A 26,074-nucleotide genomic window follows, 5' to 3' on the forward strand; every position below is an offset into this window, starting at 1 on the left:
GTGCGTGCACGGTTTTCCTTCCGTCTCACCAAGAGATAAATATTATTGTGGAAGATAACGAACAACGCTACCAGACTGATGTGCCCGTGGGCACCACCGTTCAAACCGTGCTTGAACGTCTAAACCTTTCGTTAGGGGTACTAGATCGCACGGATCCGCCCACATTCACTGTATTAAATCGTGATTCAAGGATTACTATTATACGCGTTAAAGAAGTTTTTGAGACTGAAGAGGTGGTCGTTCCCTTTGAACAACAAATGGTCAGAAACGAGTCGCTCCCCGAGGGAGAAACCCGACTAGTTCAACCTGGCGAAAATGGCTTACAGCAAATTACCTATCGCCGTTTACTGGAAAACGGTAAAGAAGTCGCGCGAACGGTCTTTAAGATTGAAACCATCCGCGAACCACGGCCCGAAATTGTGATGGTGGGTGTACAATCACCTGTTACCCCTTTGGAATTACCTGGATCCTTGGTTTACCTGGCCGGCGGGAATGCCTGGCTGATCCGCGAGAACAGCGCCAACCGTTATCCCATCGTTACAACCGGCGATCTAGATGGACGGATTTTTACCCTATCGCCGGATGGAAAATGGCTGCTCTATACCCGACAGAGTAGTACTACAAATGCGATCAATTCTCTCTGGGTGGTAAACCTGACGAAAGAGCCTCCACAGCCAATTAATCTTAAGGTCAGTAATGTTGTGCATTATGCCGAATGGGTGCCTGGCACGTCGTTGACTATCACCTACTCTACCGTCGAACCCCGCAACGCCCCGCCAGGGTGGCAAGCCAATAATGATCTCTACCGCCTAAGCTTTTCCCCTGAGGGGAGAATTCTGAAAAACGAAAAAATAATAGAGACAAATGCTGGGGGAATTTACGGTTGGTGGGGAACAACCTTCGCCTGGTCACCTAATGGAAACACTTTGGCCTATGCCCGTCCCGACTCGGTCGGCTTGGTAAACCTCAAAGAACAGGTTTTCGAACCACGCTTCTTTCTCCAGCCTCTGGAAACCGGAGGAAACTGGGCATGGGTTCCTGCGATAGCCTGGTCTGCAGATGGGTATTTTATATATACCCCAACTAATAGTGATACTGACCCACAGTTTTTCTCATTGAGTGCGCTTTCACTTGAGTCTGACCTGATGGTGGATGTGGTTAAAAATACCGGTATGTTTGCCAACCCCATCCCCCAGCCTAACCCTCAATCATTTCCGCAGTGGGTCGCCTATCTTCAGGCATTGTTCCCCACCCAAAGTGAAACCAGTCGTTACCGCTTAGCCCTCATGGACCGAGATGGCTCAGATCAACGCATCCTTTTTCCACCTGAGGGTTCAATAGGCTTGGAACCTCAACGACCAGTTTGGTCGCCCTCTTCCTCACCACAATGGATTGGGGTAATTTATCAGGGCAACCTCTGGCTAGTTGAAGTGCCATCTGGGCAAACTCGTCAGATTACAAGTGACGGACTCATCCGTCGTATAGACTGGAAGTGATCATGTCCAAGGAGAAAGATTTATGCGAGTTTTAGTTACTGGCGCGGCAGGTTTTTTAGGATCACATCTCTGTGATTATCTACTGGCTCAAGGCCACGAAGTTATCGGTATGGATAACTTCATTACCGGCAGTCCTGATAATCTCGCCCATCTGGCTGGAAACCCGCGCTTCCTTTTTATCCGCCATGATGTGTCCAACTTCATCTTTGTGCCCGGTAAAGTGGACGCTGTGCTCCATTTTGCCTCACCGGCCAGTCCCAACCCTAATTCTCCATACGGTTACACCAACCTCCCCATTCAAACCATGAAAGCCGGTGCATTAGGGACGCACAATACGTTGGGTGTTGCGCGGGCGCATAACGCGCGGTATTTGCTTGCCTCGACCAGCGAAATATACGGAAACCCCCTTGAACATCCCCAAAAAGAAACCTATTGGGGGCATGTAGATCCGATCGGAGTGCGCTCGGTCTATGATGAGGCCAAGCGCTTCGCCGAGGCACTGACCATGGCCTATCACCGTTATCATGGGTTGGATACCCGCATTGTTCGCATCTTTAACACCTATGGCCCACGGATGCGTCTTGATGATGGCCGTGTGGTGCCTAACTTTATCCAGCAAGCCCTGCGCGGAGAGCCTTTAACTATCTACGGGGATGGTTCACAAACCCGCAGCTTCTGTTATGTGGATGACCTTATTGAGGGAATTTATCGCCTCTTACTTTCAGATGAACACTACCCCGTAAATCTGGGTAACCCGCAGGAAATCACAATTTTGGAATTTGCCGAAGTGATCAACCGCCTGACTGGCAACAAAGCCGGGGTCGTCTTCAAGCCGGAGAGCCGTCTTGGGGATGATCCTCAACGCCGCCAACCGGATATCACACGCGCCCGCACCATCTTGGGATGGGAACCCAAAACAAGTTTAGAGGAGGGCATACGACTGACCATACCGTATTTCCGTCAAAAAATGGGGCTTTAATCGCCATTTTCACCGATTCTAAAGAACTGGGGCGCTTCCTGCGCTTTGCAGTCGTGGGAACCATTGGCGCAGTGATAGACTTTGGGCTGTTTAATGCTTTGACCCAGGCTTCTGCCTTTTTCCATCAAAATGCCGTATGGGCAAGTGTCATTTCTTTTATTGCCGCCGTAACAAGCAATTTCGTTTGGAATCGTTACTGGACCTATCCCGATTCCCGGAGCAAACCCCTGGCCCAACAGGGCGCACAATTTTTAATGGTAAGCATCATCGGCCTGTTAATCCGCACCCCCCTCTTTGCTTTCCTCGAGCCAATTCTGATCCGCTTTTTCCAGGCATGGTGGAAATGGGCCATCCTCTCCCCTATTATTGTGGCTCATAATGTTGCGCTTGCTATTGTCATTGGCGTTGTTATGCTATGGAACTTCTTTGCCAATCGCTATTGGACGTATAATGATGTTTAAGTTCAACCAATGAGCGATTCGCCTCTCACGACTAACCCCGATACATCTTCCGCCAACGTCCCACAACCGCGTTCCTTGCGGGAATTAATTGATATTGTCTCTGGACGGGCCCTCAAAGACATTCTTCCCCAAGAGGACGCAGGTCTCGCCGAACCTTTGCCTTTCCCCTTCTTAGCCATTGTAGGCCAGTTTGAAATGCGCCTGGCGTTGTGCCTTAACCTCATCAATCCCGCCATTGGTGGTGTTCTGTTAATTGGCCCTCGCGGTACCGGCAAAACCACGGCAGTGCGCAGCCTGTTAGAGCTACTTCCAGAAATTGAACGCAGCGCCTGTTTTTACGGGTGTCTACCCGAGGACATTGAAACCGGGGGCATGGATGCCGTTTGCCCTGATTGTGCGCGTAAATATGCTGAGGGGCGCCCACTCACAGTAAAAGATCGCGTCAAGTTAATCGAACTGCCCCTTAATGCCCGCCTTGAAGACGTGGTTGGAGGGCTGGATGAGCGCGCCGTTGCTCATGAACGGTTCCGCCTCAAGCGAGGCATTCTTGCTCAGGCGGATCGAAATATTTTGTATGTTGACGAAGTCAATCTTCTCCCGGATGAAATCGTGGACGCCATCCTGGATGCAGCCTCAAGCGGTACCTACACGGTGCGTAGAGGTCCGCTCTCAGCCACGTATCGTGCCCGTTTTGTCCTCATCGGATCTATGAATCCCGAAGAGGGCAACTTACGCCCCCAGATCCTTGACCGATTTGGGCTGCGTGTCCTTGTCCATGGTCTGAAAGATCCACACCAACGCCTCGAAGCCTATCGGCGCACTCAGTTTTATCGGGTAAACCCTCGCGCAACTGTGGCTCACTATGCTGAAGAGACTGCGTTGATGCGTGAAGAAATCACTATGGCCCGCCGCTTATTACCGTCAGTACAAATTTCAGATCAGATTGCCTTGGAAGCCATCGGTCTCATCCAGCGCCTTAGGATTGATTCATTGCGTGCAGAGATCACGTTACTTGAAGCCGCTCGTGCCTACGCTGCTGCCGATAATCGCACCGAAGTAACCCTTGAAGATATCCGCCAAGTTGCTCCCATGGCTTTGCGGATGCGCCGCTCAATCTTTATGGAAAAATACCTCGAAAATCAAAGCAATGAGGATGAGGAAATTTTGCGACTCTTTTCCTCTCAAATAGAGCCTAATTTATCGGTTGCCCCTGCTCAGGAGGATAAAGATGCCCCCGGCTCTTAATCACTATACGCGCCTGGAACGCTGCCTGGCTGGTGAAGATGTTGACCGCATTCCTATCGCCCTGTGGCGACACTTTCCAGTAGATGACCAGCACCCTGAGCGTCTGGCCAAGGCCATCGTCCAATTTCAAAGTACATACGATTTCGATTTTATAAAAGTAACCCCTGCCTCATCTTACTGCCTCCGCGATTGGGGTATCACGGATCAGTGGGAGGGAGATCCCGAAGGTACCCGTACTTATCTCCATCATACTGTCGCCCACCCTGAGGATTGGCTAAAATTGCCCCCTCTAAACCCTTATCAGGGCGCATTAGGCGACATGCTGAGCACCCTTCGTACTTTGAAGCACCACTTTGCAGGGCAGGTGCCGATTCTTCAGACCATCTTTTCCCCCCTGGCCCAAGCCAAAAATCTGGCCGGTGAAGAACGCCTCATTCTACATTTACGTACCGCACCTGACGCCCTCCATGCCGGACTGCAGAGAATCACTGAATCCACCCTTGCTTTTGTAGGGGCGCTGAAGGAACTAGGTATTGACGGAATTTTTTATGCGGTCCAGCATGCTCGTTTTGATGTGCTTTCTCCGTTAGAATTCAGCGAATTCGGTCGAGCGTATGATCTCAAAATTTTAGATGCAGCGCGTGATTTCTGGCTTAATGTGGGGCATATTCACGGTGAACATATCATGTTCTCCCTGATTCAAGATTATCCGGTACAAATTCTGAATTGGCACGATCGACAAACTACGCCAACCCTACGCGAAGCCCTTACCCGCGTTTCTGGTGCTGTCTGCGGTGGGCTTTCTCAATGGAGTACAATGGCATTAGGTAATCCGGAGGATGTGCAACGCGAAGCGCGCCAAGCCATTCAAGAGACCCAAGGAAAACGATTCATCTTGGGCACCGGCTGCGTCTTGCCCATCATTACCCCGCATGGGAATATCTTAGCCGCCTGCCAAGCGACGAATTTGGTATAGGGCACAAAGAATTCATATGACACCTCCACGCATTATCGGTGGTAAATCCGGGGGAATTCGTCTCCGCAGCGTTCCGGGTAGTGGAACCCGCCCGATCACCGATCGGGTAAAAGAGGCCCTATTTAACATCCTCGGACCTGAGATCGAGGGATCAACCTTCTTGGACCTATTTGCTGGAACCGGCAGTGTGGGTTTGGAAGCATTGAGCCGGGGGGCATCCTACGTGTGCTTTATAGATGCAAGTCGTCAGGCTATCTCAACCATTAAGGAAAACCTGCGCCTTACCCATTTAGAGCAAGGGGCGGAAATATTACACATGGACGCTTTTGCTTTTCTGCGCCATCCTCCCACCCGCACTTTTGATTTTATCTTTGTGGCCCCACCTCAGTACAAAGGCTTATGGGAGAAAGCCCTCGCGGTGTTGGACGCAAACCCCACCTGGCTCTCTCCTACCGGCACAATAATCGTTCAAATAGACCCCAATGAATATAAGCCCCTCTTATTACAACATTTTGCCGAAGAAGATCGGCGTCGTTATGGATCAACCCAATTGATTTTCTACCGTTGCAAACCTTCTCAAGAGGCAATTGCCACTTCCAAATAGAAGATTAAGAAGTCTCAAACTCCACCTGGAGATGATCCTGGTCATCATAGTAATAATGCGCCACAAAGGGGGGCTCGTCCTCCTGATGCCTCAAGACGCGGGGTAACAAAACGTACAAATCAGATACCAGCGGCAATCTATTGACATCGTTTTGTGCAATCCATTCGGCATTACCTTCTGGAGATGACCTCACTTCCCCTCCTACATAGTCCCCGCGAAAAACATAAAGCCCGATTCCGACCGTTTCACCCGTATCAATCATAATCACACCGCATAGCCGTAAGTTAGCAACCTCCAGTCCCGTTTCCTCTTGAACTTCCCTTTTAGCAGCGGCTAAAATTCCTTCACCCTGCTCAACGTGCCCGCCGATACCATTATAAAGTCCAGCCCAGAGCCGCTTATGTGGTGCCCCTTTTAAAAGGAGCACTTTGTCATTATGGGTGATAAAAATGAGGGTGCGAGGAATAATGGTGTATCGGTCCCTAAAAACGCCTTGTTCTTCTCGTCCCATGGTAGAAGTTCCAATCCAAATGCTAAATTTAGAGGCCCTGGCGTTGGGCAGGGCCTCCTCTCTAAAATTCTTAACTTAAAAACATTGGAACGCCCATAAAATCCTTAACCCGCGGACGATAAGTTTCAATATCGTAGTAGGAAGGCACATCCACGCGCTTACGACCGGCCATTACAATCTCCACCGGTACGGTAGTGTATTTACCGCCGTGTAAGGCGACCATCTTGCCGGTCTCTTTGCGCCGAATCAATTGGATGGCAAGGTTACCAAAGGACATTGCCACCATCCGATCCAGGGAATCTGGTGCCCCAGAACGCATCAGGTACCCTAATTGTTGATACATCGTATTTTGACCGGTGCGCCGCTTGATTTCCTCACTCACAAGCATCCCGATTCCCCCTAATTTGCGATGACCATATGCATCAGCCTCACCAGTTACAAACATTTCTCCCCCTTCCATAATCGCGCCTTCTGAGATGGTCATAATGGCGTAATTGGAAGGGTTGTTGCGTTTGTCGTACATCAAGAAATCGCATAACTTTTGAATATCAAATGGCACCTCAGGGATGACAGCCCGATCCACATAAGCCAGATAACCACTGATCAAACACGTTTCACCGCAATAGCGCCCGAACAGTTCCACCACGCCAATCCGTTCATGGGAGCCTACTGAGGTGCGCATGTTGGTGATAAATTCCACACTACGGGTGACTGCTGTGGAAAAACCAATACAGTAATCCGTGCCAAAAACATCATTGTCCATGGTCTTGGGAATGGCTACCACCGGAAAGCCCTCACGGTGTAGACGCACCGCAAACGAGAGCGTATCATCTCCACCGATTGGCACAAGTACATCAATCCCCAGATGACCTAGCACGTTGAGAACATAGTCGGTGTAATCGGTTTTCCCTTCCTCGGGGATAGGTTTCCCCCACTTTGAATTCTTCAAGAAGTCCGGTGTATCCTTGGGAGAAACACGCTGCGGGTTAGTGCGTGATGTATGAAGCACGGTTCCCCCAGTTCGATCTATGGTGCGCACATCTTCGGCGTGCAGTTCACGAATGTAATAATCACGCGTAGAGGGTTCGTCCGGGTTGTAATGAAGTAAACCCGCCCACCCCCGGCGAATGCCAATAACGCGGTAGCCCAGTTCCAACGCCCCCATCACCACCGATTTGATGCAGGGATTCAACCCGGGCACATCCCCACCACCGGTTAAGATCCCAATCGTCAGTGTCATAAGCAGATCCTCCCGTGAAAGAATTCGATTATGGTGTTGGTCAATCCCTAGAGTGTAATGTTACTCAGGGGGATTTGCAAGGTTACGCGGCAGCCCTGCCCTGGTGCCGTGTCAATATCCACTGTGCCGCCAAGCATCTCGACACGCTCGCGGATCAAGCGCAATCCCAGGCCGCTGCTTTCTTGAAGTTGATGCACGTCAAAACCCTTACCATCATCCCGAACCACAACCCGCACAAATTGATCACCCACCTCCAAGAAAACTTCAATTGAGAGTTTCCGTAATGTATCTTGATTATGGCGGTATGCATTGTTCATGAGTTCCTGGATGGCGCGGAAAATCATAACCTCAGCATAAGGCACAAAACGTTGCTGAGCACCGCGTGTGATCACGTTAACCTCAGCGCCGGTTTCGCTGCTAAATGTTTCTCCATACCGTTGCACGGTAATAAAAAGTCCCAAATCATCTAACATCATCGGACGCAACCCAGCAATAAATAGGCGCACCTTTTGAAAAGTCGCCATGGCTGCGTTCTTTAGACTTTCCAATTCCTCTCGAGCCTTTAGCGGATCTAAATCAAAGAGGCGTGACGCAATTTCGGCTTGCACAATAAAATTGGAAAGGTCTTGAGCTGGACCATCATGCATTTGCCGTGATAGTTTCTGCCGTTCGGTTTCCTGAGCATCAATGAGTTTTTCCAGCATGGCCATGCCGCTGTTTCCCCCTCGTTTACCCCCTGCTAGCGAACCTTCGGTCAAAAAGTTCTGCACCCTCTCTAAGAGGTTAATATACTTTTCTAAATGCGCCTGATCGTTCTGCAACTTTTCAACCTGACTACGCATTACCAGAAGCCTTCGCTGGGCATCCAGAGCCGAGTCGTAAACCACCCGAATATCGCTCCTGGGCACCGATTCAAACTGATTGTGGAGTTGCTGTAAATGCGCATTGATATTAGCGTTCCGTTGCGTCAATCGTGTTAACTCCACCTGACTGCGCTCAATCATCTGGGTAACTTCATCATAGGCACGTCGCGATGCTTCAAGTTCAGAGGCAACAAAATCCACAAATGATTCCCATGCATTTGACTCGTTGGTTGCTTGAATCACCATGCTTCAACTCCACGTCAATTAGCGAAATCATTTTCGATTCTTTAGTAAAAAGGGGCGCTAATCAAGCGTAAGTATAGCACAATTGTCTAGGCTTGCTCCTGAAAATTAGCGGCAGGTTTTTTCGGCATCTTCCAGCGCTAAAATATGCGCACCCTGCACAGTGTCTAAATATTTTAAAGCCTCAACGCTCGTTGGGTTTGCATACAATGTATCAAGGTTAATCTGATCTGGCTCCAATATCACATAATCAGCTTGGTAGCGACACATTGCTGCCAACAATTGGGAAACATCACCACCGGGGATAACGATGCTGGAACGATGGGTAAGGACAAAAAACGTCGGTGGGTTATTGACGGCTCCTAGTGAAGATTCGGGGGAGAATCCCCAATCTGAAAGTTTGTGATTGATGGCCATATACCTATCCTGCGTCACCTGCCACGCCGGAGGCCTTTCCTCATCCCCAATGTACCGTTGGAAGTAAATGACAGCCGATGCTGCAAAAACTATCAACAGAATCCCGACCCCCAAAAAGCCCTGACTAACCTTTGGTTGCCACCGCCGGTGTTGTGTTCCCCACTCGATCAGGGCTTGAAATCCTTGCCAACCCAATACCCAAAGGAAGGGTTGGAGAGCGGCACCCGAGTGAAAAAATCCTCCTCTAACACCCGCAAAGGGAAAAACCAGCGAAAAAATCAACCCCATCCCGAGCCACATCCCAAATCCAAAACGCGTCTCGAAGCGAGGCCACGTCTTCACTATGCCCCAAATGATAAGAGGGAAGAAAACCACTTGCCCTTGAACAGCAATGGCAGTAAGTAGATTCTGTCCCAACGCCCAAAGACGATCTTTTATGATCGCTCCCCACCCTTGCCCAATCCAATGCTCAAAGGTCAGTTGCGAGGCTGGATAGTAAAATAATTCGTTGTACTCTCGCAACCACAACACCCGTCCTGAGCCCGGTTGGAACAATGTGCCAAACGCTTGTAGGTTGTGCCAAAGCCACGGTGTAATCATAAGGCCGTAACCCACACCCATAACCAAGATATTTAGAATGGCTACACGCATTTTTCTGGGGATACCACTCACCTGTTTGGATATCATCGGCTTAAGCACCATGCCTACTTGGAGAAATATGCTGGCTAGCAACCAGACCACTCCATCGGCTCGAGAGAGGTGAAACAGACCACATAAGACGCCGACACTAAGCGAACGCAAAACTTCTGCTCTCTCTCCCCAAATACGCTCAGCCCCACACACAAGGATAAAATACAAAGTGCCCAACGTTACGATCGGGGTAAAAGATTCGGGAAAGGTGATAAAACCAGCATAAAAGATGGGAAAAGACACCGCTAACCCACCCAACCAGGCCAATAACCTTTGCCCAGTTTTTCGGAATACCCAATAAGCAACCAGAACAACGTTTACGCCATGGAGGGCAACAAAGGGCAATCGCGCCGCCCATAAGGCAGGGGTTCCAACTAACCACATCCCTATCGCTGCTAGAACTGCCGGTAGCGGCATCCAATAATCAAACGCGGGCATTGGTACGCCTTTCGGATCCGCCAAGTAGTTCCAGATAAAAGGTTGTTCCCCCCCTCGCCCCCAGAAAATCTGCTGACCAAGCGCATAATAATAATCACTATCCATGACGGCTGCTACCGGCTGCGTCCATAGCATCATAGCCGCGATTCCGGCTCCGATGAGGCCCAATATAAAGTAATGGACGCGCTTCATCCTCCCCCTCTAATCCTCAGGTTCAATGTCTTCTCGCTGGATAAGCTCCAGCCAAACACTGGGAGGGTGAATAGCCCACCACCGCACCCAATATAATAATCCCCCAACGATTAAAGGAACGAGCAGCACCAGCATTGCCAAGTTCTGCACAGAGGGCCTCTCTGTCAGGCGCCACGACATTAACCCCCAAGACCCAATGCTTAATCCGATCACCACCATTAAAGCCACCCCCAAACCCAAATGCCGCCACCTCTCCACCCATAAACTACCTGCCAAAATCAACGCTGGAAAAAAGAGAACCATATCTTGCGGTTGGAACCGCACACCGATCCACGCCGTAAGGGTCAAACTCAATGCCCCAATCCATAAAAAAGCACGCACACCAGAACGACGGTTTAGGATTAACTCAATCAATAACAACACGCCCGCAAAAACGCTCACAGCCTGGCCCAAGCGAGCCCCGACACCAGGAAAAAACACTCCCAAAGCCTCACCAATCGTTTGGCCCAATAAGGGACGTTGGCGATTAATGATCATCCCTAAATACTGTAAAGGCCACGAAGGGAGAAAAAGGGCAAAAAAGAGGCCCAAAAGGGCTAGAGTAATGAAGAACCATAACACAATCAATCCCCGTCGGTTCAAAATAGCCCACAATACCAATACGCCAATAAAAACCCCAACAATATGAGGTCGTATAGTCGCTAATCCCAAGGCCACACCCGCTAATTCATCGTGACGGGTACGGACAGCCCATAGGGCTAGGGTGACCATCAGCAATACCGCCGGAACCCCACTGCCGCCCAGGATTGCCAGCGCACCTGGATACCCTATTAACCCAACCACAATTAAGAGGCTGGTAACCCATGCCTTCGGACGCCATGTGGTTATTCGTAACCCCAAATAAATCGCCCAACCAAGAGATAACTCAGACAGGATCATGCTAATGGCATGCGCTAAAGCAAAATCCTTTACGATTGCCAGCGGGAAGTATAAAATCAACGCATACAGTGGTGCATTAAACCCACCATCATTAACCTCTAGCCCCAGATCAGTTGCCGTTTGATTAATTTGTTGGACCGCGTTCGGCGTATAAGGACTTAAGCCCTGCTGAAGGAGTAAACGTGCGGATTGCCACCCCCAAAGGAAATCGGATCCTAAGCGAGAAATCTGAGATAAACGAAGATTAACCACTAAAAGCAAACCCAAGCATCCAATTAGGACAACTAACCCAATGACATAAACCCAAAAACCAGATCGTTTCAAGGTAGATATATCCTTATGATTCCTTAGAATAACCGACGAACTAATTATAACGTGAGGGAAAGATGGAACTGACGATTGCTTTAGCCCAGATGAATATTTTTCAAGGCCATTTAGAGAAGAACTATCTCAAAGCATTGGAATTCCTCAAGGAAGCACGCAAAAGCCGCGCTCAAGTCGTGCTTTTTCCAGAACTTTGGAGTAGCGGTTATGACCTAAAAAACCAATCTCTATATGCCCAACAAAATCTGGAGTTGATGTCTGAGTTAAGCCAACAGGCTCAAGAAAATGGATTTTTTATTGGCGGGTCTTATATCACCCTTCAGGAAGGTCATTATTATAACTCCTTTATCCTCATTGCTCCCTCAGGACAGATTATCAGCCAATACCATAAAATCCATCTCTTCGCGCCCTTGAATGAAAATCGGTACTTCTCACCTGGTCAAAAACCAGTTACAGCCCAAATTGCTGGGTTGACCGGTGGATTAGCCATTTGTTACGACCTGCGTTTTCCCGAACTTTTCCGCACCTATCTTGATCAAGATGCCGATTCGTTTTTCCTTGTAGCCCAGTGGCCAACATCCCGTATGGACCATTGGGAAATCTTACTGCGCGCTCGCGCTATCGAAAACCAAGCCCTCATTGCAGCATGCAACGCTGTCGGTTTATCTGGAAAAGTAACAAATGGAGGGGGAAGTCTGATCCTATCCCCATGGGGTGAAATCCTAGCCCGCGGAAGCATCAATGATGAAGATTTTGTCCAGGCGACAGTCTCTCTGGAAAGCATTCATGATATCCGCACCAACTTCCCGGTCTTGCGCGATCGGCATGTACATCATTACCCAAAGAATTAATACCTCGTCTCACCCAAACCAATTTCTCGAGGATGGACGGGCCTGGAAAGGCGATAATACACGTGATAATCCCCAATTTTCACTTCCTGATATTTAACCCCCAAACGCGAAAACGCTTGCTTTAAATACTCATCCAACGCAGGATTGTGAGTAGTGATGTAGGCAACACGATCGCTTCTTTCGACCATAGAAGTATAAACCGGATAACGATCATCCCGCGTTGTATAGCGGAGATCAGGATGATAAGGTAATCTTGGGCTAAAAATCAGTCGTTCTTTAGAAACAAAGGCTAGGGGGTAGGCCACCCAATAATTAGAATACCCGCGCGTTTCTCCGGTTTGCTCAAGGAACGCCACAAGGTCAACCAGATAACGCTGATCTATTTGTGCAGGCGCGTAAAATTGGGTCGTAATTCCGGGCGGATTCACTGCTGCACACGCCAACGTCCCCCAGAGATGATAAACAAGAACCAGTCCGGCCCAGGCGATACCTAAAAGTTTTCGACGTAGACTGTAAACCCATCGTGCTGCACCATAGGCCATGGGTAACACCAAAGGCAAGAAATAACGGCCTGAGGGATCCACGCCGAATGGGGTAAACAAAAACCCTATCACTAATGTGAACACCAACCCCATCAAGAGCAGACGAGATGGTGTGATCTTTTTGTCCCCTCGCCAGCGCCAAATGCTATCCCCAACGACTAATAGCCAAAAACTTAACACCATAGGCATTAATGGCAAAACCAGCCACTGTACCGCCCATGGTGGTCGGAACCCCAAAATTACCGTTATGCCCAATACGGCCAGATTAAGTGCATGTTGTATGACACGTGTCAACCAAGGCCCGCTTTCCACAGCCACCGCACTGCCTAACAATTCATCTACTAAAGGTTTCCATCCATGGATAAGTGCGTAATACCACCAAGGCAACGCCCCTAAAACGAAACCCACCCCCAGATTCAAGATCCATCTCATGCCCCATTTTCTTTGTCTGGAGAACCAGAAAAGTGTTACCGCCGCAGGTACACTATAGACCAGAGTAATGCCATGCACCCATAACCCTAAGCCGACCCAGAAGCCCAGAAGAACCCATAATCCTTCAATAGACTTCGTTACATGGCGAGAATTTTGCATCTTGCGCAGGATGTATATCAGCGTAATGAATATAAAGTTACCAATAAGCAATGCTTCACCGTATCCCCCAAGGCTCACGGTAGTGTAAAGGGTAACATTTACATTTGGGATAGCAAGAAATAAACCGGCTAGGATCCCGATCCGCCAGTTATTCCAGATCATCCACCCCAATAAAATTGTGCTTAAAACTGTTATTGCATAGAGCAGGACTTGAACCAAACGAATAATCGCGATTTGCTCACCAAACACTCTAAACCCCAATGCTACCAACCAGGCATCCAAACTCCCCATATAAGCCTGCCCATAAAAAAACACCGGACGCGCACCTTGCAAGATGTGGCGTGCCATCAAACCAACCACCGCCTCATCGGCGTTGAAAGGAAACGCATTCTGAGAAAGAAGGAATGCTTTTAGCAGTATACTCAATAAGACCACTCCAACTGCCCAGCTGAACCAATATATTTGCCTCTGGTTATGAAACAATGACGGCTTTACCACCACCTAATCCTCAACCTCGGAATTGGTTAAATCGCATTAGATTATGGTTGCAAACCCACTTAGAAGCCATAGCCTTATTTTGTGCCATCGCTCTAGTCACTTTATTTTATACGCTTGGAATTTCAGAAGTGCCATTTCACCCCGATGAAAGTACTCAGCTTTACATGAGTCAAGATTGGCTTATCCAATTGCGCAACCCATGGGATCTCGCCTGGCAACCTGGTATTCCTATCATTGATCGAGTTGCGTATCGTCTTCTCGACCCTCCCTTCACCCGACTTTGGCTTGGCTTCTGGCTCGCATTAACTCAAAATCCCGCCCCCGTTCACGACTGGAATTGGAGCGAGGGTTGGGCGAATAACATCCTTACGGGTGCGTTACCAACATCTGATAGCCTATTTGTGGCTCGCTTGGGAATCACACTGCTATTACCATTATCGCTTGTTAGCATTTGGAAATTAGGAAAAGACCTCGGGGGATACCGCAGCGCTTGGATCGCTTTTGCGTTATTGAGCAGCAATGCTTTGGTTCTCCTCCATACACGCCGCGCCATGGCAGAAGGCCCCTTATTAGCATGGAGTACTTTCACATTATGGCTTCTAAGCCAACCCAAAGTTAATCCCTGGTTGATTGGATTGTGCGCGGGACTGGCCTTCAATGCAAAATACACCACGCTCCCCTTATTATTACTTGCCTTATTGGTTTTATGGTTTCAAAAACCCCAAGACAACCCACTCAGATCTCGATTAAGAATAACAGCAATCGTTTTGATTACCTTCATTCTACTCAGTCTGGCGCTAAACCCCGTGCTTTGGAAATATCCCTTCCAAACACTAAAAGAAGCCATCGCGGCCCGCGAGCGCCTGCTTTCCGCCCAAATCACCGACTTTACCAACGCAAATCCTCTGCTGGTTGCAACGTCATTTCCGGATCGGATTCGGAACCTACTGCTTCAGGTCTTTTTTGCCCCACCCCAAACCAGCGAAGCCGCCAACTACGCCGAGGTTCTAGAAACATCCTATCAGCGTTACCTGGCCTCCCCAATCCACCATGCCCTAAGGGGATTGTTAGGGGGAGGGTTTTTGCTCTCTCTGACCACACTGGGGATGTTTTCGTTCCCCCTAAGGCAACACCACACCCTCCCCTCCGCGCGTAAGCCCCTCCTGGTTTTGATCGGAGGCACACTCCTCCAAAGCGCCTTTATTCTTGGCTGGCTACCGCTTACGTTTCAACGGTACTACATCCCATTGATCCCGTATTTCGTCTTGTGGGCGTCATTGGGCTTGGACAGCCTAATTGAGATTCTTTATCGCGCCTCTGATCAAATATGGCGGAAGTAAACCCGATGATTCTTGTATGCTTTACCTCCGATTGTAATGAGATCCTTACGCATTTGCACTGCCGACTCGGCTACCTGAGTCAGTTCAGCATGCTCAAACCCAAAATCAAGAACTGTTTTCTGCATTTCAGCATAGAGTAGCGCATTGCCACCACGCCCATGATATTCGGGTAATACCCCCGCTCCGTTCAACGATACCCACTTGGTTCGCCGCATTTCTAACAGCAAATCCACGATAGCCCATGGAGTCAGTCGGCCTCGGGCACGCTGTAAAGCCTCGGATACATCTGGGAAACCAAATAAAAAGCCAACCACTTTATCCTTGCTTAGGATAATTTTGATCAAACGAGGATTGGCTACGGTGATAAGCGTATCTACGACAAAATCAATCTCCCGCTCGGTCAGTGGATAATACTCCCAATTGTTGATAAAAGTTTCGTTATAGGCTTTGCCGATTTTTTTAGCCCACTGGCGTAATTCGCTCTTCGTCTCAAAACTCTTGACTTCAAAATACCCCCGCTCCTGAACCCGTTTGGCTACCTCTTTTACCTTTTCGGGCAAGACAAAATTGGTTCGATGCAAGTAGCACGAGACAAAGTCCACCTCTTTTTGAAATCCCAAAGCCTCCATGAATTGCGGGTAATAGGGTGGGTTGTAATTCATCATGGTCATCATCTGACGGTGTTCGAACCCTTCGACCAGAATCCCATACCCATCGAACGGGCTGAATCCCTTTGGCCCAACAATTTCGTTCAGACCGCGTTGGCGTGCCCACTCGTAGGCTCGTTCAAACAAAGCCTGTGCCACCTCCAAATCTTCAATCGTCTCAAAGAGATAGAACTGAGCCTGCTGGGTGCCATGATACTGGTTATAGGGGCGATTTTCCATCACAGCAATACGCCCCACAATTTCCCCATCGCGCTTGGCCACAAAGAAATCCGCATCCGAGTGCTCATAAAACGGATGCTTGTTGCGGTTAAGCATGAGCCGAATATCGCTCAAAATTGGCGGTACCCATTGTGGGCAATCTTTGTAGATCTTAAAGGGAAAGCGCACAAATGCCTCAACTTGAGCCTTGTTCGCCGTATCCAACAATTCAACTTGGATCGCCATAAGACCTCGCTTGGGTATAAAGGATGAGATGGTTTTCAGTATACCCTCATTTTTAATAATGGCAAGAGGGTTTCATATTGTTACAACCCAAGATCCTTTACAAGGTTTTCTGGTTATAATCATGACAAGTCTAGTCATATTTCTTCACGGTGGACAATCCGATGAACCGCTTGCAACGTTCAGCATCTCCTTATCTCTTGCAACACGCCAATAACCCCGTTGATTGGTATCCTTGGGGCGAAGAGGCTATTGCTAAGGCACGCCGCGAGGATAAGCCCATTTTTCTTAGCATTGGCTATGCCGCATGCCATTGGTGCCACGTGATGGCTCACGAATGTTTCGAGAATGAGCAGATTGCCGCTTATCTAAACTCTCACTTTGTCCCCATCAAAGTAGACCGTGAGGAACATCCCGATGTGGATACCCTCTATATGAACGCCGTCATAGCCATGTCCGGACAAGGGGGATGGCCACTCTCGGTCTTCCTCACTCCCGAATTAGAACCGTTCTACGGCGGGACGTATTTTCCGCCCGTGCCTCGCTACGGCTTACCCTCGTTTTTACAAGTCTTACAAGCCGTCCACCTCTCTTGGGAACAGGATCGCGAAAGTATACAAACCTTGGCCAAAAAGGTATATGAACATTTGCGTCAAACCCACACTTGGCAACCTTCCCCGCTCCCCACAGATCTCGAAATCGCGCTTACTGCCGCCACAAGTGAACTCGAACGAACCTACGACTGGCACCATGGGGGATGGGGACGCGCACCCAAATTCCCCCAGCCACTGGCAATTGAATTCCTTTTCACTCAGGCCACCCGTGGAAATAAACGGGCATTATCCCTCGCCACCCATGCACTCCACGCGATGGCAAACGGGGGAATTTTTGACCTCATTGGGGGTGGTTTCCATCGTTACAGCACCGACGCTGAGTGGTGCATTCCCCATTTTGAAAAAATGCTTTATGACAACGCTCAATTAGCCACGGTTTATCTCCAGGGCTACTTGCTCACTCAGGATGAGGTTTTCCGCTTTATTACCGAACGCACGCTTGATTTTATCCTGAATGAATTAACGCATCCTTCGGGAGGGTTTTATTCCAGCCTAGATGCCGACTCGGAAGGTGAAGAGGGCAAATTCTACACCTGGGCAATAGACGAACTCAAAACCCTTCTAGGTGAAACGAACGTTTGGGAGCAATTTACTCAAACCTTTCGCCTTGACGATACTGTAATCCATGATGGGAAAATCGTTCTAAAAGCCCAATTGACATGGTCAGAACTCGCTCAGCGTCAAAATCTCCCCCTCTCTGATGTCTTGCCCATGGTTACTGAAATGATCTCACCCCTCTTCCAGCAACGGCAACGTCGTATCCGCCCAGCCACAGATGACAAAATCATCGTGGCCTGGAATGCGTTAGCCATTCGTGCTTTTGCTCTAGCAGGCCGCCACTTGGAAGACCCCCGCTATTTGTCCGCCGCTCAAAATGCCGCCAATTTCATCCTGAATGAACTCTATCGGGAACAGCGCCTCCACCGTTTATGGCGACAAGGCGCGCTGGGGCCCTACGCCCGTCTAGAGGATTATGCCGCTCTAATCCTCGCTCTGCTCGAACTGTATCAATCCGACTTTGACACCGCCTGGTTCAAATGGGCGATAAATCTTGCCGAGGAAATGATCCACCTCTTCCAAGATACATCAGGTGGATTCTTTGATACCCCATTTGATGATACCACCCTCCCCCTGCGGTCGAAAGAGATTCAGGATAGTGCCACCCCATCCGGCAACGCGCTCGCCATACAAGCCCTTTTAACCCTCTCCCTTTTGGAACAACGAGATTCGTGGTACAGCCTGGCACAGAACAATTTATCTTGGATTAGCACAGCATGCCAACGCTATCCCCTAGGGTTTGCCGCCTTCCTGCGCAGTATAGACATTGCCCAAGGGCCGGTACAGCAAATTGCTTTTTTATGGCACGATTTCCAAAAGGTAAAGCCCTATTTGCGATACCTTCATCGCCACTACCGCCCGCGCACGATATTAGCGGGGAGCGCAATCCCACCGGCCCCAGACGCACCATATTTAGTAAGGGCTCATCTCCCCCCTTCAGAAACCCCGGTAACCGTGTTTATGTGTGATCGCTTCGTGTGCCTACGACCAATTACCTCATTCGAAGACTTTGTAGAACTTATCTAAGCCTCAACCCTGCAGTGTGTTTAGAAACTCCGTAGATAATTTACGCACCTCAGCAGCCTTGGCACACGCCAGCGCTTTTTTGCTCAGCACCTGTGCGTCGCTTGACGCCATCGCTCGGATCAGCGCTTTTACCTTGGGAATACCCGCGGGGTTAATACTTAATTCGTCCACACCCAATCCCACCAAAATTGGCACGGCTTCGGGTTCACCAGCCAATTCACCGCAAACACCAACCCATTTGCCCGCTGCGTGCGCTGCTTGTACCACCTCCTCGATTAATCGCAACACTGCCGGATGAAGCGCATCCGCCAGATAAGCCAAACGAGGGTTTCCGCGCTCAGCCGCCAGGGTATATTGGGTGAGATCATTGGTGCCGATGCTGAAAAAATCCACCACAGGCGCCAGGGCATCCGCCTTTATCGCCGCCGAGGGGATTTCAACCATAATCCCGGTATCAATCGGCCAGGCATGTGCAATCCCCTCTTGCGCCAATTCGTTATGAACCTGCGCGAGAAATTCACGCGCTTGCTCCACCTCTTCCAAACTGGCTACCATAGGGAACATAATCCTCAAGGGCGTTATAGCGCCTGCGCGCAGAATTGCGCGTAACTGGGTTCGGAATAAGTCGGGTTGCTGGAGCGATAAACGCAATGCTCGGACCCCTAGGAAGGGATTAGCTTCAGGCTCCATTGGAATATACGGTAAGGGCTTATCCCCTCCCACATCAAGCGTACGCACAATAACTGGTTTACCTTTCAGCGCAAGCCCAATATCCCGAATGGCTTGAAATTGTTCCTCTTCTGAGGGGGGCGTTTGTCGGGTTAGAAAAAGGAACTCGGTGCGAAGTAAGCCAACTCCCTCAGCCCCGTTTTTAGCCGCCAGTTGGGCGTCGGCAAGATTACCCGCGTTTGCTACCACTTCTATCCGCAAACCATCGCGGGTCATGGCGGGTTGCAGGCTGGTCTCTTGAAGCTTCTGACGTTCCTCAAGCCAACGTTTGCGCTTAGTCTCCAATTCGCGCTGCACTTCCTCAGCGGGCTCAACCCAAACGCGCCCTTGAAAACCATCTAAACCCAAGAGGGTGTTTTGCCGCAAGCGCTTAATCGTTGGTGACAAACCGGTGACCGCAGGAATCCCCAGCGAACGGGCCAATATGGCACTGTGTGAGGTGGGTCCCCCGCTCAGTGTAACAATCCCCTGGATGTGCTCAAGATCCAATTGAGCAGTTTCTGTGGGAGTCAACTCATCGGCAACAAGGATGACCGGATGCTCAAAGATCACTTTCTCGTGGATTTCTCCGGAAAGCGCACGCAACACTTGATTTCCCACATCCTGCACATCCAGGGCGCGCTGGCGCAGATAAGGATCTTCCAAACGCTGATACTGAGCCACCACAGCCTCAACACTGCTTTTCCAAGCCCGTGCCGCGTTATAACGCTGATCAAAAATCAACTGCCGCGCTGGTTGTAACAAATCGGGGTCATCTAGTAAAAGGACATGGGCCTCGAATATCGCCGCTTCTTCCGCACCAACGCGCGCTAGCATTTCCTTATGGCGCATTTGGATGGCGTGCCGAACTTTCCCTATTGCCTCCTGTAATCGTTTCCATTCGGCTTCGGGATCAGCAGCATCCTCGGTGGGTATTACCGGTGGCAAAGATTCATAGTGGTAGAGCGGGGCAACAGCCACCCCATCCGAAACCGGAAGCCCCACTAAAATCCCGTGGCCTTCTTGGGCAACGGCTTCGCCTTCTGGCACTTTCGGCGGCATAGAAATCGCCTTCGGTTCAGCGAGAACGCCAGCCGGCTCACCAAAGCGTTCCTCGACTAACCTGCGTAATGCCTCCAGCGCCTCGGTGGCCTGTTTACCCCGCGCCATGATGCGAATGCGATGATCCCGCAGTGCTCCCAGCGTTGCTAATGCATTAAGGCTTTTGGCCGAAACGGGGCCTTTTTGGTTGGTTAGATTGGTGACCAGAATTTCAGCATCAAACTTTGAAGCTAGTTGAACAAACCGCGCTGCAGGACGGGCATGGAGACCGTGGGCGTTTTTGAGCACAACTTCAACCTGTTGATAGTCCTGCCCCTCTTGGGTGGGGGTAATCGTTTCAGCAGGTGGTATAGCCTCAGGGCCTCCTTCGAGTTGCTCGGCTTTGGGCTGCAGGGCACGGTGAGCTTCCTGGCACACGGTCTCGATGTCACTGCCTAAGCTGGCCTGGACACCTGCAGCAATTCCTCCTTCGACAAGTGGGCCGGGGCAAAAACGCACCCGCTGACGTACCTCAGGGGGGATTAATTCCAAAGCCATCTCCGCACTCAGGATAGCACTCCCCAGATCCATTAGCACCAGGATGCCATCCGGGCTATCCACCTCGGTGATCACGCGCGCAATGTCGGTGGCATCGGTGCCGAACTCATTATGATCAGGTCCGGCACCTGCGGCAACGCCAATTTTCAGCGTCTCCCCCGCCATTTGCCGAATTAAGCCCTCTAACGACTCGGCCAACGCCTTGCTATGTGAGACCAATACCAGGCTTACCATATGAGGTGCTCTAAGCCCCCCAGTTAATAACTGCAAATAATAACCAAATCCCGTAGCCCGTAGCCACCAACCCAATGAGGACTAACAATGCGTCGATGATACGCATCACGGCCTTCTTGGGGTTCAAATCCAGTAGAATACTGCGGGTACCGATTAAAGAATGGGATACCACAAAAACCAGGAAGAACCCCTCCATTATAGGCACAATGGGGTAGTTGCGATAATAAGCCACGACCTCCGCGTGTGAGAGCAATCCTTCAGGCGCCAGATAGTGATTGACCAGAAAATGGATAAACAGAATCACCACAATCAATAAACCGGACACAATCTTAATAAACCACAAAAGATAACTTTCACCGGCTTTGGGTTGGGAAATTGTATTTTGCATAGCGCCTCCTCATCAATGCGCTGCAATCATGCGCAGCCCAAAGATCAACGACCCCACGATGGTGAGCGTTAATACACCATAAAGCAACTGCTTTTGGGCATTGACACCTACCCCAAAACTGTTCAAAGCAATGCGTATCCCATTGAGGCCATGATAAAGCCCCCCAATAATCACCAGAATTTCACCAAAGAGGATCAGCGGCTGTTTGGCAAAAGCGATAAACGAATCATAAGCCTCTGGGCCTTGAGCCAATTTTCCTAACATCACCAAGTGAAGGTAAAGATACACGGTCAGCCCAATCGCCGATAAGCGGTTGAGGATGAACCCCCATCCACCAACCTTTCGCCCGCGTGGGTCAAACCAATCCCAAATGCCCCGGGTGTTGGGTTTCTTTTCCGGATTTTCCATGTTGACTCTCCTCCTCTTGGATTAGGCTGCTCCAAACCAACGTCGGATGCGTTGGGCCAAAACTTGTCGTCGCAAATCCATGATCCGCCAACCCGGATCTACATTGGAAGGACAGACTGCCGTGCACTCATAAGCGCTATGGCAACGCCACACCCCATCCACGCAATCCACTATCGCAGTTAGATCCGGTGCACGATTAAGCCCTTGTAATTGAGCCGCCGCTAGAACGGCCGGTCCAAGGTATTCCTCAGCCGTACCGGCTATCGGACACGCACTGATGCACAAACCACACTCAATGCAATCTGCCAAACGCAGATATTCCTTGCCATCATCCATGGGGACTTCACGTGGGGGCTTAATGCCCTCTCCTTCCAACGGTGCCATTGAAAGAGGATGAACCGCGGGCGCATGCACTTTATCCATCCCCACATATAGCCGGCTCATATCCACCACCAAATCGCTGATCACCGGAAAATTGCGCAACGGTTCAATCCGCAATGTGCCGCCGTTGGTGGTAACATCCCGAATACGGGTGATGCAGGTCAACTTTTCCACCCCGTTCACCCGCATACCACAGGCACCACAGGTGGAATGATGACAGGCATGGGCAAAAACCAGCGAACGATCATGGAAAGCCCAGATACGTTCAACCCCATCAATCACATACTCATCTGGGCTGACCTCAAGCGTAAACGTCTGATAATGGGGTTCTCCCTCCCCTTTCTTGCGATACACCACAAAATTTACCGTCCACTTTTCTTCGCTCATAGGTGTGCTCCGGGCAAAGGTTTGGGTTAGTGCAGCCAACTAATTGACGAAGAATTTACGATAGGATATCAGCGGTGTCTCCGCAGTAGTGCAAGGCGCATTGACACCAAGTTTCTTGCATACCAAATCCACTGTTTTCTCCGCCATCAGGCGCAAGGTGGTTGCCTTTCCGCCTGTAATAGTAACCAATCCTTCAACGTTGTCGGTCTCTTTGTGATCATAGGCTTTGAAGGTACGTGAAATGCTTCGGCCGGGTGCACCGCTCCCAATCAATGGACGAGTAGCCATGTAAGCCCCTCGCTCCTTGGTCTGGCGAAGGGCAGGGATCAATTCCGAACCGCGCTCGATCATCAAGGCCACATGATCCGGTAGCACAGGGACATAGTCGGGGTCTTCGATCGAGAACGACGTGGTTCCAACGACCATCATCCGCCGCTGCGGTAGCACAATATCGCCATCGCCGGGTTTATTCAAACGGTTGATAGCCCGTTGGGTTAGACGTTTATCATAAGCAACCATGACCCCCGGCGTTGGGGCAATCGGTACCCGGATACCAGCCATGGAGGTAATTTGGCCCACCCATGCTCCGGTGGCATTGACCACGATATCCCCTTCAATCTCGAAGCGTTTATCCGCAGCCCGATTCCAAACCTTCACCCCCTTAATATTCCCCTGTCCATCGGTCAGTAAGTCCACCACATCGGTGTAGAGATGGAAAACTGCGCCATTAGATTTCGCGGTTGCCGCAAAGGCTAATGCCAGGCGCAAGGGATCAAACGTTCCATCAGGCACGGTGAAGGCGGTTAGCAATTTGGGGTTCAGGTTGGGCTCAATCCGCAGGGCTTCCTTAGGCGTCAATTCTCGAATCGGGATTTTGCACTCCTCGCAGCCCTTAATAAACTTCTCGCGATACTCCAAATCGCTTTCATCCACCGCGATGAAAAGACCGCCGTTTGGCTCAATAGCATCGGGGACAATCAAGCGCAAAATTTGATTCTCCTGGATACACTCAATGGCTGACTCCTGATCATTCACCGCGTAGCGAGCCCCGGAGTGTAACAGACCATGGGTTCGTCCCGAGGTACCGTTGGCAATTGGCCCCCGTTCCACCACCGTAACCCGAAACCCACGTAGGGCCAGATCATGGGCAATCGCTACGCCGGTAAACCCGGCACCTATGACGATCGCGTGATATTGGCTCATAGAAACGCTCCTATCCTGGGTTAAAGTTCCTTGTTAAAAACTCATCTCATCCATGAATCCTGATCACTAGCGGCGGAAGAGACGATGAATCAACAAGAATAACAAAAACACGATCCATATACTGCCGCCAAATACCAAACCCCATAATAAACTCTCACCCAAAGGTTTTGAATAAGAACCCTGCCAGGTTACCCATGCCACCATCAAGACACTTACCACAGCCATGGTAATAATTGCACTTTTCATAGATAGCCAAGGTTGACCGGTAGCAAAAGGATCCGATTCGACCTGGCGTTTTTTCTTTTTGCTCATTAGGCACCATCCGACTATCTGTGAATTTTATCATTATTTAACATTGCAACTTCAAAAAATCACCCGCTTTAGAGGCATACAAAGAGCGGTTTACGGTCAATCCGGCGCCCTGCCCTCTTGACCCCACCGCCCTACACCTTATGATCACAGGTTTGGGGGCAGGGAAACCCTGCCCCCAACCAACATCAAATGAGATTATTCGACCCACCCAAAGGTGCGCTGGACGGCTTTCTTCCAACCGGCATAGAGCCGTTCGCGTTCTTCAGGGCTCATCTGCGGATTCCAGACCTTGTCCACCTGCCAGTTCGCGCGCAATTCATCGAAGTTGGTCCAGAACCCAACCGCCATACCCGCCGCATACGCTGCACCAAGGGAAGTGGTTTCAGCGACCTTCGGGCGAATGACGGGCACACCCAGGATATCCGCCTGGAACTGCATCAGCAACTCGTTGTAGACCATACCACCATCCACCTTGAGGGCAGTTAGCGGCACGCCAGAGTCGGCGTTCATCGCGTCCAACACCTCACGGGTCTGGTAAGCCGTGGCCTCCAACGCAGCCCGAGCAATGTGACCGCGGTTGATGTAGCGGGTCAGGCCCACAATCACGCCGCGGGCATCGCTGCGCCAATAGGGCGCGAAGAGGCCAGAGAACGCCGGCACGAAGTAAATGCCACCATTGTCCTCCACGGTGCGGGCTAACGCTTCTACATCCTTTGAGGACTCGATCATCTTCAGGTTATCGCGCAGCCACTGTACCAAGGCTCCGGTGATGGCAATCGAGCCTTCCAACGCATAAACCGCCGGCTGATTGCCGATCTTGTAGGCTAGCGTGGTTAGCAAACCGCTCTTGCTGGGCACGGGGCGGGTGCCGGTGTTCAACAGCATGAAGCAGCCGGTGCCATAGGTGTTCTTGGCTTCGCCAGGGCTATAGCAGGCCTGACCGAAGAGCGCTGCTTGCTGGTCACCCAAGTCACCTGCGACCGGGATGCCCTCGAGCAAGCCCTTGGCATACCCGTAAACTTCGGAAGATGGGCGAATCGCCGGCAGCATCGCGCGTGGGATGCCCAGGATTCCCAGGATTTCATCATCCCAATCCAGGGTCTCCAGGTTCATTAACATGGTGCGCGAGGCGTTAGAAACATCTGTTACATGCACACCACCCTTCGGACCACCGGTCAGGTTCCAGATCACCCAGGTATCAATGTTTCCAAAGATGACCTCACCTTTCTCGGCTTTCTCGCGAACACCCGGTACATTATCCAAGATCCATTTGATCTTGGGGCCCGAGAAATAGGTGGCTAGCGGTAGACCGGTCTTGGGGCGGAAGCGATCCTGGCCACCATCGGCTGCCAACTCGTTGCAGATCTTATCAGTGCGGGTGTCCTGCCATACGATTGCGTTATACACCGGTTTTCCGGTCGCTTTTTCCCACACGATGGTGGTTTCGCGCTGATTGGTCACGCCAACTGCAGCAATGTCCTTAGGATCTACACCGCTCTTGCGCAGCGCCCCTTCAATGACTTCCTGAGTGCGCGTCCAGATTTCCATCGGGTCGTGTTCGACCCAACCCGGCTTGGGGTAAATCTGCTCATGTTCTTTCTGATCAACACCTACCACGTTGCCGCTGTGGTCGAAGATCATGAAGCGAGTACTGGTCGTACCCTGATCAATCGCGGCAGCATACTTGGCCATACCACACCTCCTGAA

The 26,074-nt window shown here is 50.4% G+C and carries 23 protein-coding genes; 9 read left to right on the forward strand and 14 right to left on the reverse strand.

The genetic code is table 11. From position 1 onward, the window contains the following. Positions 1-47: 47 nt before the first annotated feature. From QYE77_RS03055 to rsmD, 6 genes are read left to right on the forward strand one after another with little or no spacing between them, the layout of a single operon-like run. A complete protein-coding gene (locus tag QYE77_RS03055) occupies positions 48-1,496 on the forward strand; it encodes a G5 domain-containing protein (RefSeq protein WP_315623881.1) in 1,449 nt (482 codons plus the stop codon). Between the two features lie 22 nt (positions 1,497-1,518). Then, positions 1,519-2,475, forward strand: a complete 957-nt coding sequence (locus QYE77_RS03060) for a UDP-glucuronic acid decarboxylase family protein (RefSeq protein ID WP_315623882.1) — start codon at positions 1,519-1,521, stop codon at positions 2,473-2,475. 53 nt (positions 2,476-2,528) lie between these two features. Beyond that, positions 2,529-2,936: a GtrA family protein gene (locus tag QYE77_RS03065; protein WP_315623883.1), complete on the forward strand. Its 408-nt coding sequence runs from the start codon at positions 2,529-2,531 to the stop codon at positions 2,934-2,936. Between the two features lie 9 nt (positions 2,937-2,945). After that, the gene (locus QYE77_RS03070) at positions 2,946-4,181 is read left to right on the forward strand and encodes an ATP-binding protein (RefSeq protein WP_315623885.1); all 1,236 of its coding nucleotides are present in this window, start codon (positions 2,946-2,948) and stop codon (positions 4,179-4,181) included. Next, complete coding sequence (locus QYE77_RS03075) at positions 4,165-5,157, forward strand: uroporphyrinogen decarboxylase family protein (RefSeq protein ID WP_315623886.1); 993 nt, start codon at positions 4,165-4,167, stop codon at positions 5,155-5,157. The genes QYE77_RS03070 and QYE77_RS03075 overlap by 17 nt, the downstream gene beginning before the upstream one ends. A gap of 16 nt (positions 5,158-5,173) precedes the next feature. After that, positions 5,174-5,761, forward strand: a complete 588-nt coding sequence (gene rsmD, locus QYE77_RS03080; RefSeq protein WP_315623887.1) for a 16S rRNA (guanine(966)-N(2))-methyltransferase RsmD — start codon at positions 5,174-5,176, stop codon at positions 5,759-5,761. Positions 5,762-5,765: 4 nt separating this feature from the next. On the opposite strand, the gene QYE77_RS03085 is transcribed toward rsmD, so the two are convergent. The 5 genes from QYE77_RS03085 to QYE77_RS03105 all read right to left on the reverse strand — a co-directional run bounded on the left by QYE77_RS03085 (position 5,766) and on the right by QYE77_RS03105 (position 11,618). Beyond that, positions 5,766-6,272 carry an NUDIX hydrolase gene (locus QYE77_RS03085; protein WP_315623888.1) on the reverse strand — a complete coding sequence of 169 codons (507 nt, stop codon included), beginning with the start codon at positions 6,270-6,272 and terminating at the stop codon, positions 5,766-5,768. 70 nt (positions 6,273-6,342) lie between these two features. Then, the gene (locus QYE77_RS03090; RefSeq protein ID WP_315623889.1) at positions 6,343-7,512 is read right to left on the reverse strand and encodes a 6-phosphofructokinase; all 1,170 of its coding nucleotides are present in this window, start codon (positions 7,510-7,512) and stop codon (positions 6,343-6,345) included. A gap of 47 nt (positions 7,513-7,559) precedes the next feature. Continuing rightward, on the reverse strand, positions 7,560-8,621 hold the full coding sequence (locus tag QYE77_RS03095) for a sensor histidine kinase (protein ID WP_315623891.1): 1,062 nt from the start codon (positions 8,619-8,621) through the stop codon (positions 7,560-7,562). Between the two features lie 105 nt (positions 8,622-8,726). Next, positions 8,727-10,355: a hypothetical protein gene (locus tag QYE77_RS03100; protein ID WP_315623892.1), complete on the reverse strand. Its 1,629-nt coding sequence runs from the start codon at positions 10,353-10,355 to the stop codon at positions 8,727-8,729. Between the two features lie 9 nt (positions 10,356-10,364). Further along, positions 10,365-11,618, reverse strand: coding sequence for a hypothetical protein (locus QYE77_RS03105; protein ID WP_315623893.1), 1,254 nt, complete (start codon positions 11,616-11,618; stop codon positions 10,365-10,367). Between the two features lie 62 nt (positions 11,619-11,680). Between QYE77_RS03105 and QYE77_RS03110 the strand changes: the two genes are divergently transcribed. Further along, positions 11,681-12,469, forward strand: a complete 789-nt coding sequence (locus QYE77_RS03110) for a carbon-nitrogen family hydrolase (RefSeq protein ID WP_315623894.1) — start codon at positions 11,681-11,683, stop codon at positions 12,467-12,469. Here the strand turns inward: QYE77_RS03110 and QYE77_RS03115 are convergent. Continuing rightward, a complete protein-coding gene (locus QYE77_RS03115; protein ID WP_315623895.1) occupies positions 12,466-14,028 on the reverse strand; it encodes an ArnT family glycosyltransferase in 1,563 nt (520 codons plus the stop codon). The genes QYE77_RS03110 and QYE77_RS03115 overlap by 4 nt on opposite strands. A 236-nt stretch (positions 14,029-14,264) precedes the next feature. On the opposite strand from QYE77_RS03115, the gene QYE77_RS03120 reads away from it, so the two are divergent. Next, a complete protein-coding gene (locus QYE77_RS03120; RefSeq protein ID WP_315623896.1) occupies positions 14,265-15,440 on the forward strand; it encodes an ArnT family glycosyltransferase in 1,176 nt (391 codons plus the stop codon). Here the strand turns inward: QYE77_RS03120 and QYE77_RS03125 are convergent. Continuing rightward, positions 15,422-16,552, reverse strand: a complete 1,131-nt coding sequence (locus QYE77_RS03125; RefSeq protein WP_315623897.1) for a GNAT family N-acetyltransferase — start codon at positions 16,550-16,552, stop codon at positions 15,422-15,424. The two genes, QYE77_RS03120 and QYE77_RS03125, sit on opposite strands and share 19 nt — an antisense overlap. A 161-nt stretch (positions 16,553-16,713) precedes the next feature. Here QYE77_RS03125 and QYE77_RS03130 point away from each other — a divergent pair, with 161 nt between their 5' ends. Continuing rightward, positions 16,714-18,747 (forward strand): thioredoxin domain-containing protein, encoded by a 2,034-nt coding sequence (locus tag QYE77_RS03130; protein WP_315623898.1) that lies wholly within the window; start codon positions 16,714-16,716, stop codon positions 18,745-18,747. Positions 18,748-18,750: 3 nt separating this feature from the next. Here QYE77_RS03130 and ptsP read toward each other — a convergent pair whose 3' ends face one another. From ptsP to glpK, 7 genes are all read right to left on the reverse strand, one after another. Beyond that, positions 18,751-21,288 carry a phosphoenolpyruvate--protein phosphotransferase gene (ptsP, locus tag QYE77_RS03135; RefSeq protein ID WP_315623899.1) on the reverse strand — a complete coding sequence of 846 codons (2,538 nt, stop codon included), beginning with the start codon at positions 21,286-21,288 and terminating at the stop codon, positions 18,751-18,753. A gap of 10 nt (positions 21,289-21,298) precedes the next feature. After that, entirely contained in the window at positions 21,299-21,676 is a 378-nt protein-coding gene (locus tag QYE77_RS03140) for a succinate dehydrogenase/fumarate reductase transmembrane subunit (protein WP_315623900.1), read from the reverse strand. 12 nt (positions 21,677-21,688) lie between these two features. Further along, the gene (gene sdhC, locus QYE77_RS03145; RefSeq protein ID WP_315623901.1) at positions 21,689-22,084 is read right to left on the reverse strand and encodes a succinate dehydrogenase, cytochrome b556 subunit; all 396 of its coding nucleotides are present in this window, start codon (positions 22,082-22,084) and stop codon (positions 21,689-21,691) included. 21 nt (positions 22,085-22,105) lie between these two features. Next, positions 22,106-22,852 carry a succinate dehydrogenase/fumarate reductase iron-sulfur subunit gene (locus QYE77_RS03150; RefSeq protein WP_315623902.1) on the reverse strand — a complete coding sequence of 249 codons (747 nt, stop codon included), beginning with the start codon at positions 22,850-22,852 and terminating at the stop codon, positions 22,106-22,108. A 39-nt stretch (positions 22,853-22,891) separates the two neighbouring features. After that, positions 22,892-24,055 (reverse strand): FAD-dependent oxidoreductase, encoded by a 1,164-nt coding sequence (locus tag QYE77_RS03155; protein WP_315623903.1) that lies wholly within the window; start codon positions 24,053-24,055, stop codon positions 22,892-22,894. Between the two features lie 66 nt (positions 24,056-24,121). After that, positions 24,122-24,367 (reverse strand): hypothetical protein, encoded by a 246-nt coding sequence (locus QYE77_RS03160; RefSeq protein ID WP_315623904.1) that lies wholly within the window; start codon positions 24,365-24,367, stop codon positions 24,122-24,124. Between the two features lie 195 nt (positions 24,368-24,562). Beyond that, a complete protein-coding gene (gene glpK / locus QYE77_RS03165) occupies positions 24,563-26,059 on the reverse strand; it encodes a glycerol kinase GlpK (RefSeq protein ID WP_315623905.1) in 1,497 nt (498 codons plus the stop codon). Between the last annotated feature and the right edge of the window lie 15 nt (positions 26,060-26,074).

The organism is Thermanaerothrix solaris, from assembly GCF_032334255.1.
Lineage (GTDB): Bacteria > Chloroflexota > Anaerolineae > Anaerolineales > Anaerolineaceae > Thermanaerothrix > Thermanaerothrix solaris.

Coding starts and splice junctions, on each gene's coding strand:
- QYE77_RS03060 (WP_315623882.1), top strand. CDS start 1,519: ATGCGAGTTTTAGTTACTGGCGCGGCAGGTTTTTTAGGATCACATCTC.
- QYE77_RS03070 (WP_315623885.1), top strand. CDS start 2,946: ATGAGCGATTCGCCTCTCACGACTAACCCCGATACATCTTCCGCCAAC.
- QYE77_RS03075 (WP_315623886.1), top strand. CDS start 4,165: ATGCCCCCGGCTCTTAATCACTATACGCGCCTGGAACGCTGCCTGGCT.
- rsmD (WP_315623887.1), top strand. CDS start 5,174: ATGACACCTCCACGCATTATCGGTGGTAAATCCGGGGGAATTCGTCTC.
- QYE77_RS03085 (WP_315623888.1), bottom strand. CDS start 6,272: ATGGGACGAGAAGAACAAGGCGTTTTTAGGGACCGATACACCATTATT.
- QYE77_RS03090 (WP_315623889.1), bottom strand. CDS start 7,512: ATGACACTGACGATTGGGATCTTAACCGGTGGTGGGGATGTGCCCGGG.
- QYE77_RS03095 (WP_315623891.1), bottom strand. CDS start 8,621: ATGGTGATTCAAGCAACCAACGAGTCAAATGCATGGGAATCATTTGTG.
- QYE77_RS03100 (WP_315623892.1), bottom strand. CDS start 10,355: ATGAAGCGCGTCCATTACTTTATATTGGGCCTCATCGGAGCCGGAATC.
- QYE77_RS03110 (WP_315623894.1), top strand. CDS start 11,681: ATGGAACTGACGATTGCTTTAGCCCAGATGAATATTTTTCAAGGCCAT.
- QYE77_RS03120 (WP_315623896.1), top strand. CDS start 14,265: ATGAGTCAAGATTGGCTTATCCAATTGCGCAACCCATGGGATCTCGCC.
- QYE77_RS03125 (WP_315623897.1), bottom strand. CDS start 16,552: ATGGCGATCCAAGTTGAATTGTTGGATACGGCGAACAAGGCTCAAGTT.
- QYE77_RS03130 (WP_315623898.1), top strand. CDS start 16,714: ATGAACCGCTTGCAACGTTCAGCATCTCCTTATCTCTTGCAACACGCC.
- ptsP (WP_315623899.1), bottom strand. CDS start 21,288: ATGGTAAGCCTGGTATTGGTCTCACATAGCAAGGCGTTGGCCGAGTCG.
- QYE77_RS03140 (WP_315623900.1), bottom strand. CDS start 21,676: ATGCAAAATACAATTTCCCAACCCAAAGCCGGTGAAAGTTATCTTTTG.
- sdhC (WP_315623901.1), bottom strand. CDS start 22,084: ATGGAAAATCCGGAAAAGAAACCCAACACCCGGGGCATTTGGGATTGG.
- QYE77_RS03150 (WP_315623902.1), bottom strand. CDS start 22,852: ATGAGCGAAGAAAAGTGGACGGTAAATTTTGTGGTGTATCGCAAGAAA.
- QYE77_RS03155 (WP_315623903.1), bottom strand. CDS start 24,055: ATGAGCCAATATCACGCGATCGTCATAGGTGCCGGGTTTACCGGCGTA.
- QYE77_RS03160 (WP_315623904.1), bottom strand. CDS start 24,367: ATGAGCAAAAAGAAAAAACGCCAGGTCGAATCGGATCCTTTTGCTACC.
- glpK (WP_315623905.1), bottom strand. CDS start 26,059: ATGGCCAAGTATGCTGCCGCGATTGATCAGGGTACGACCAGTACTCGC.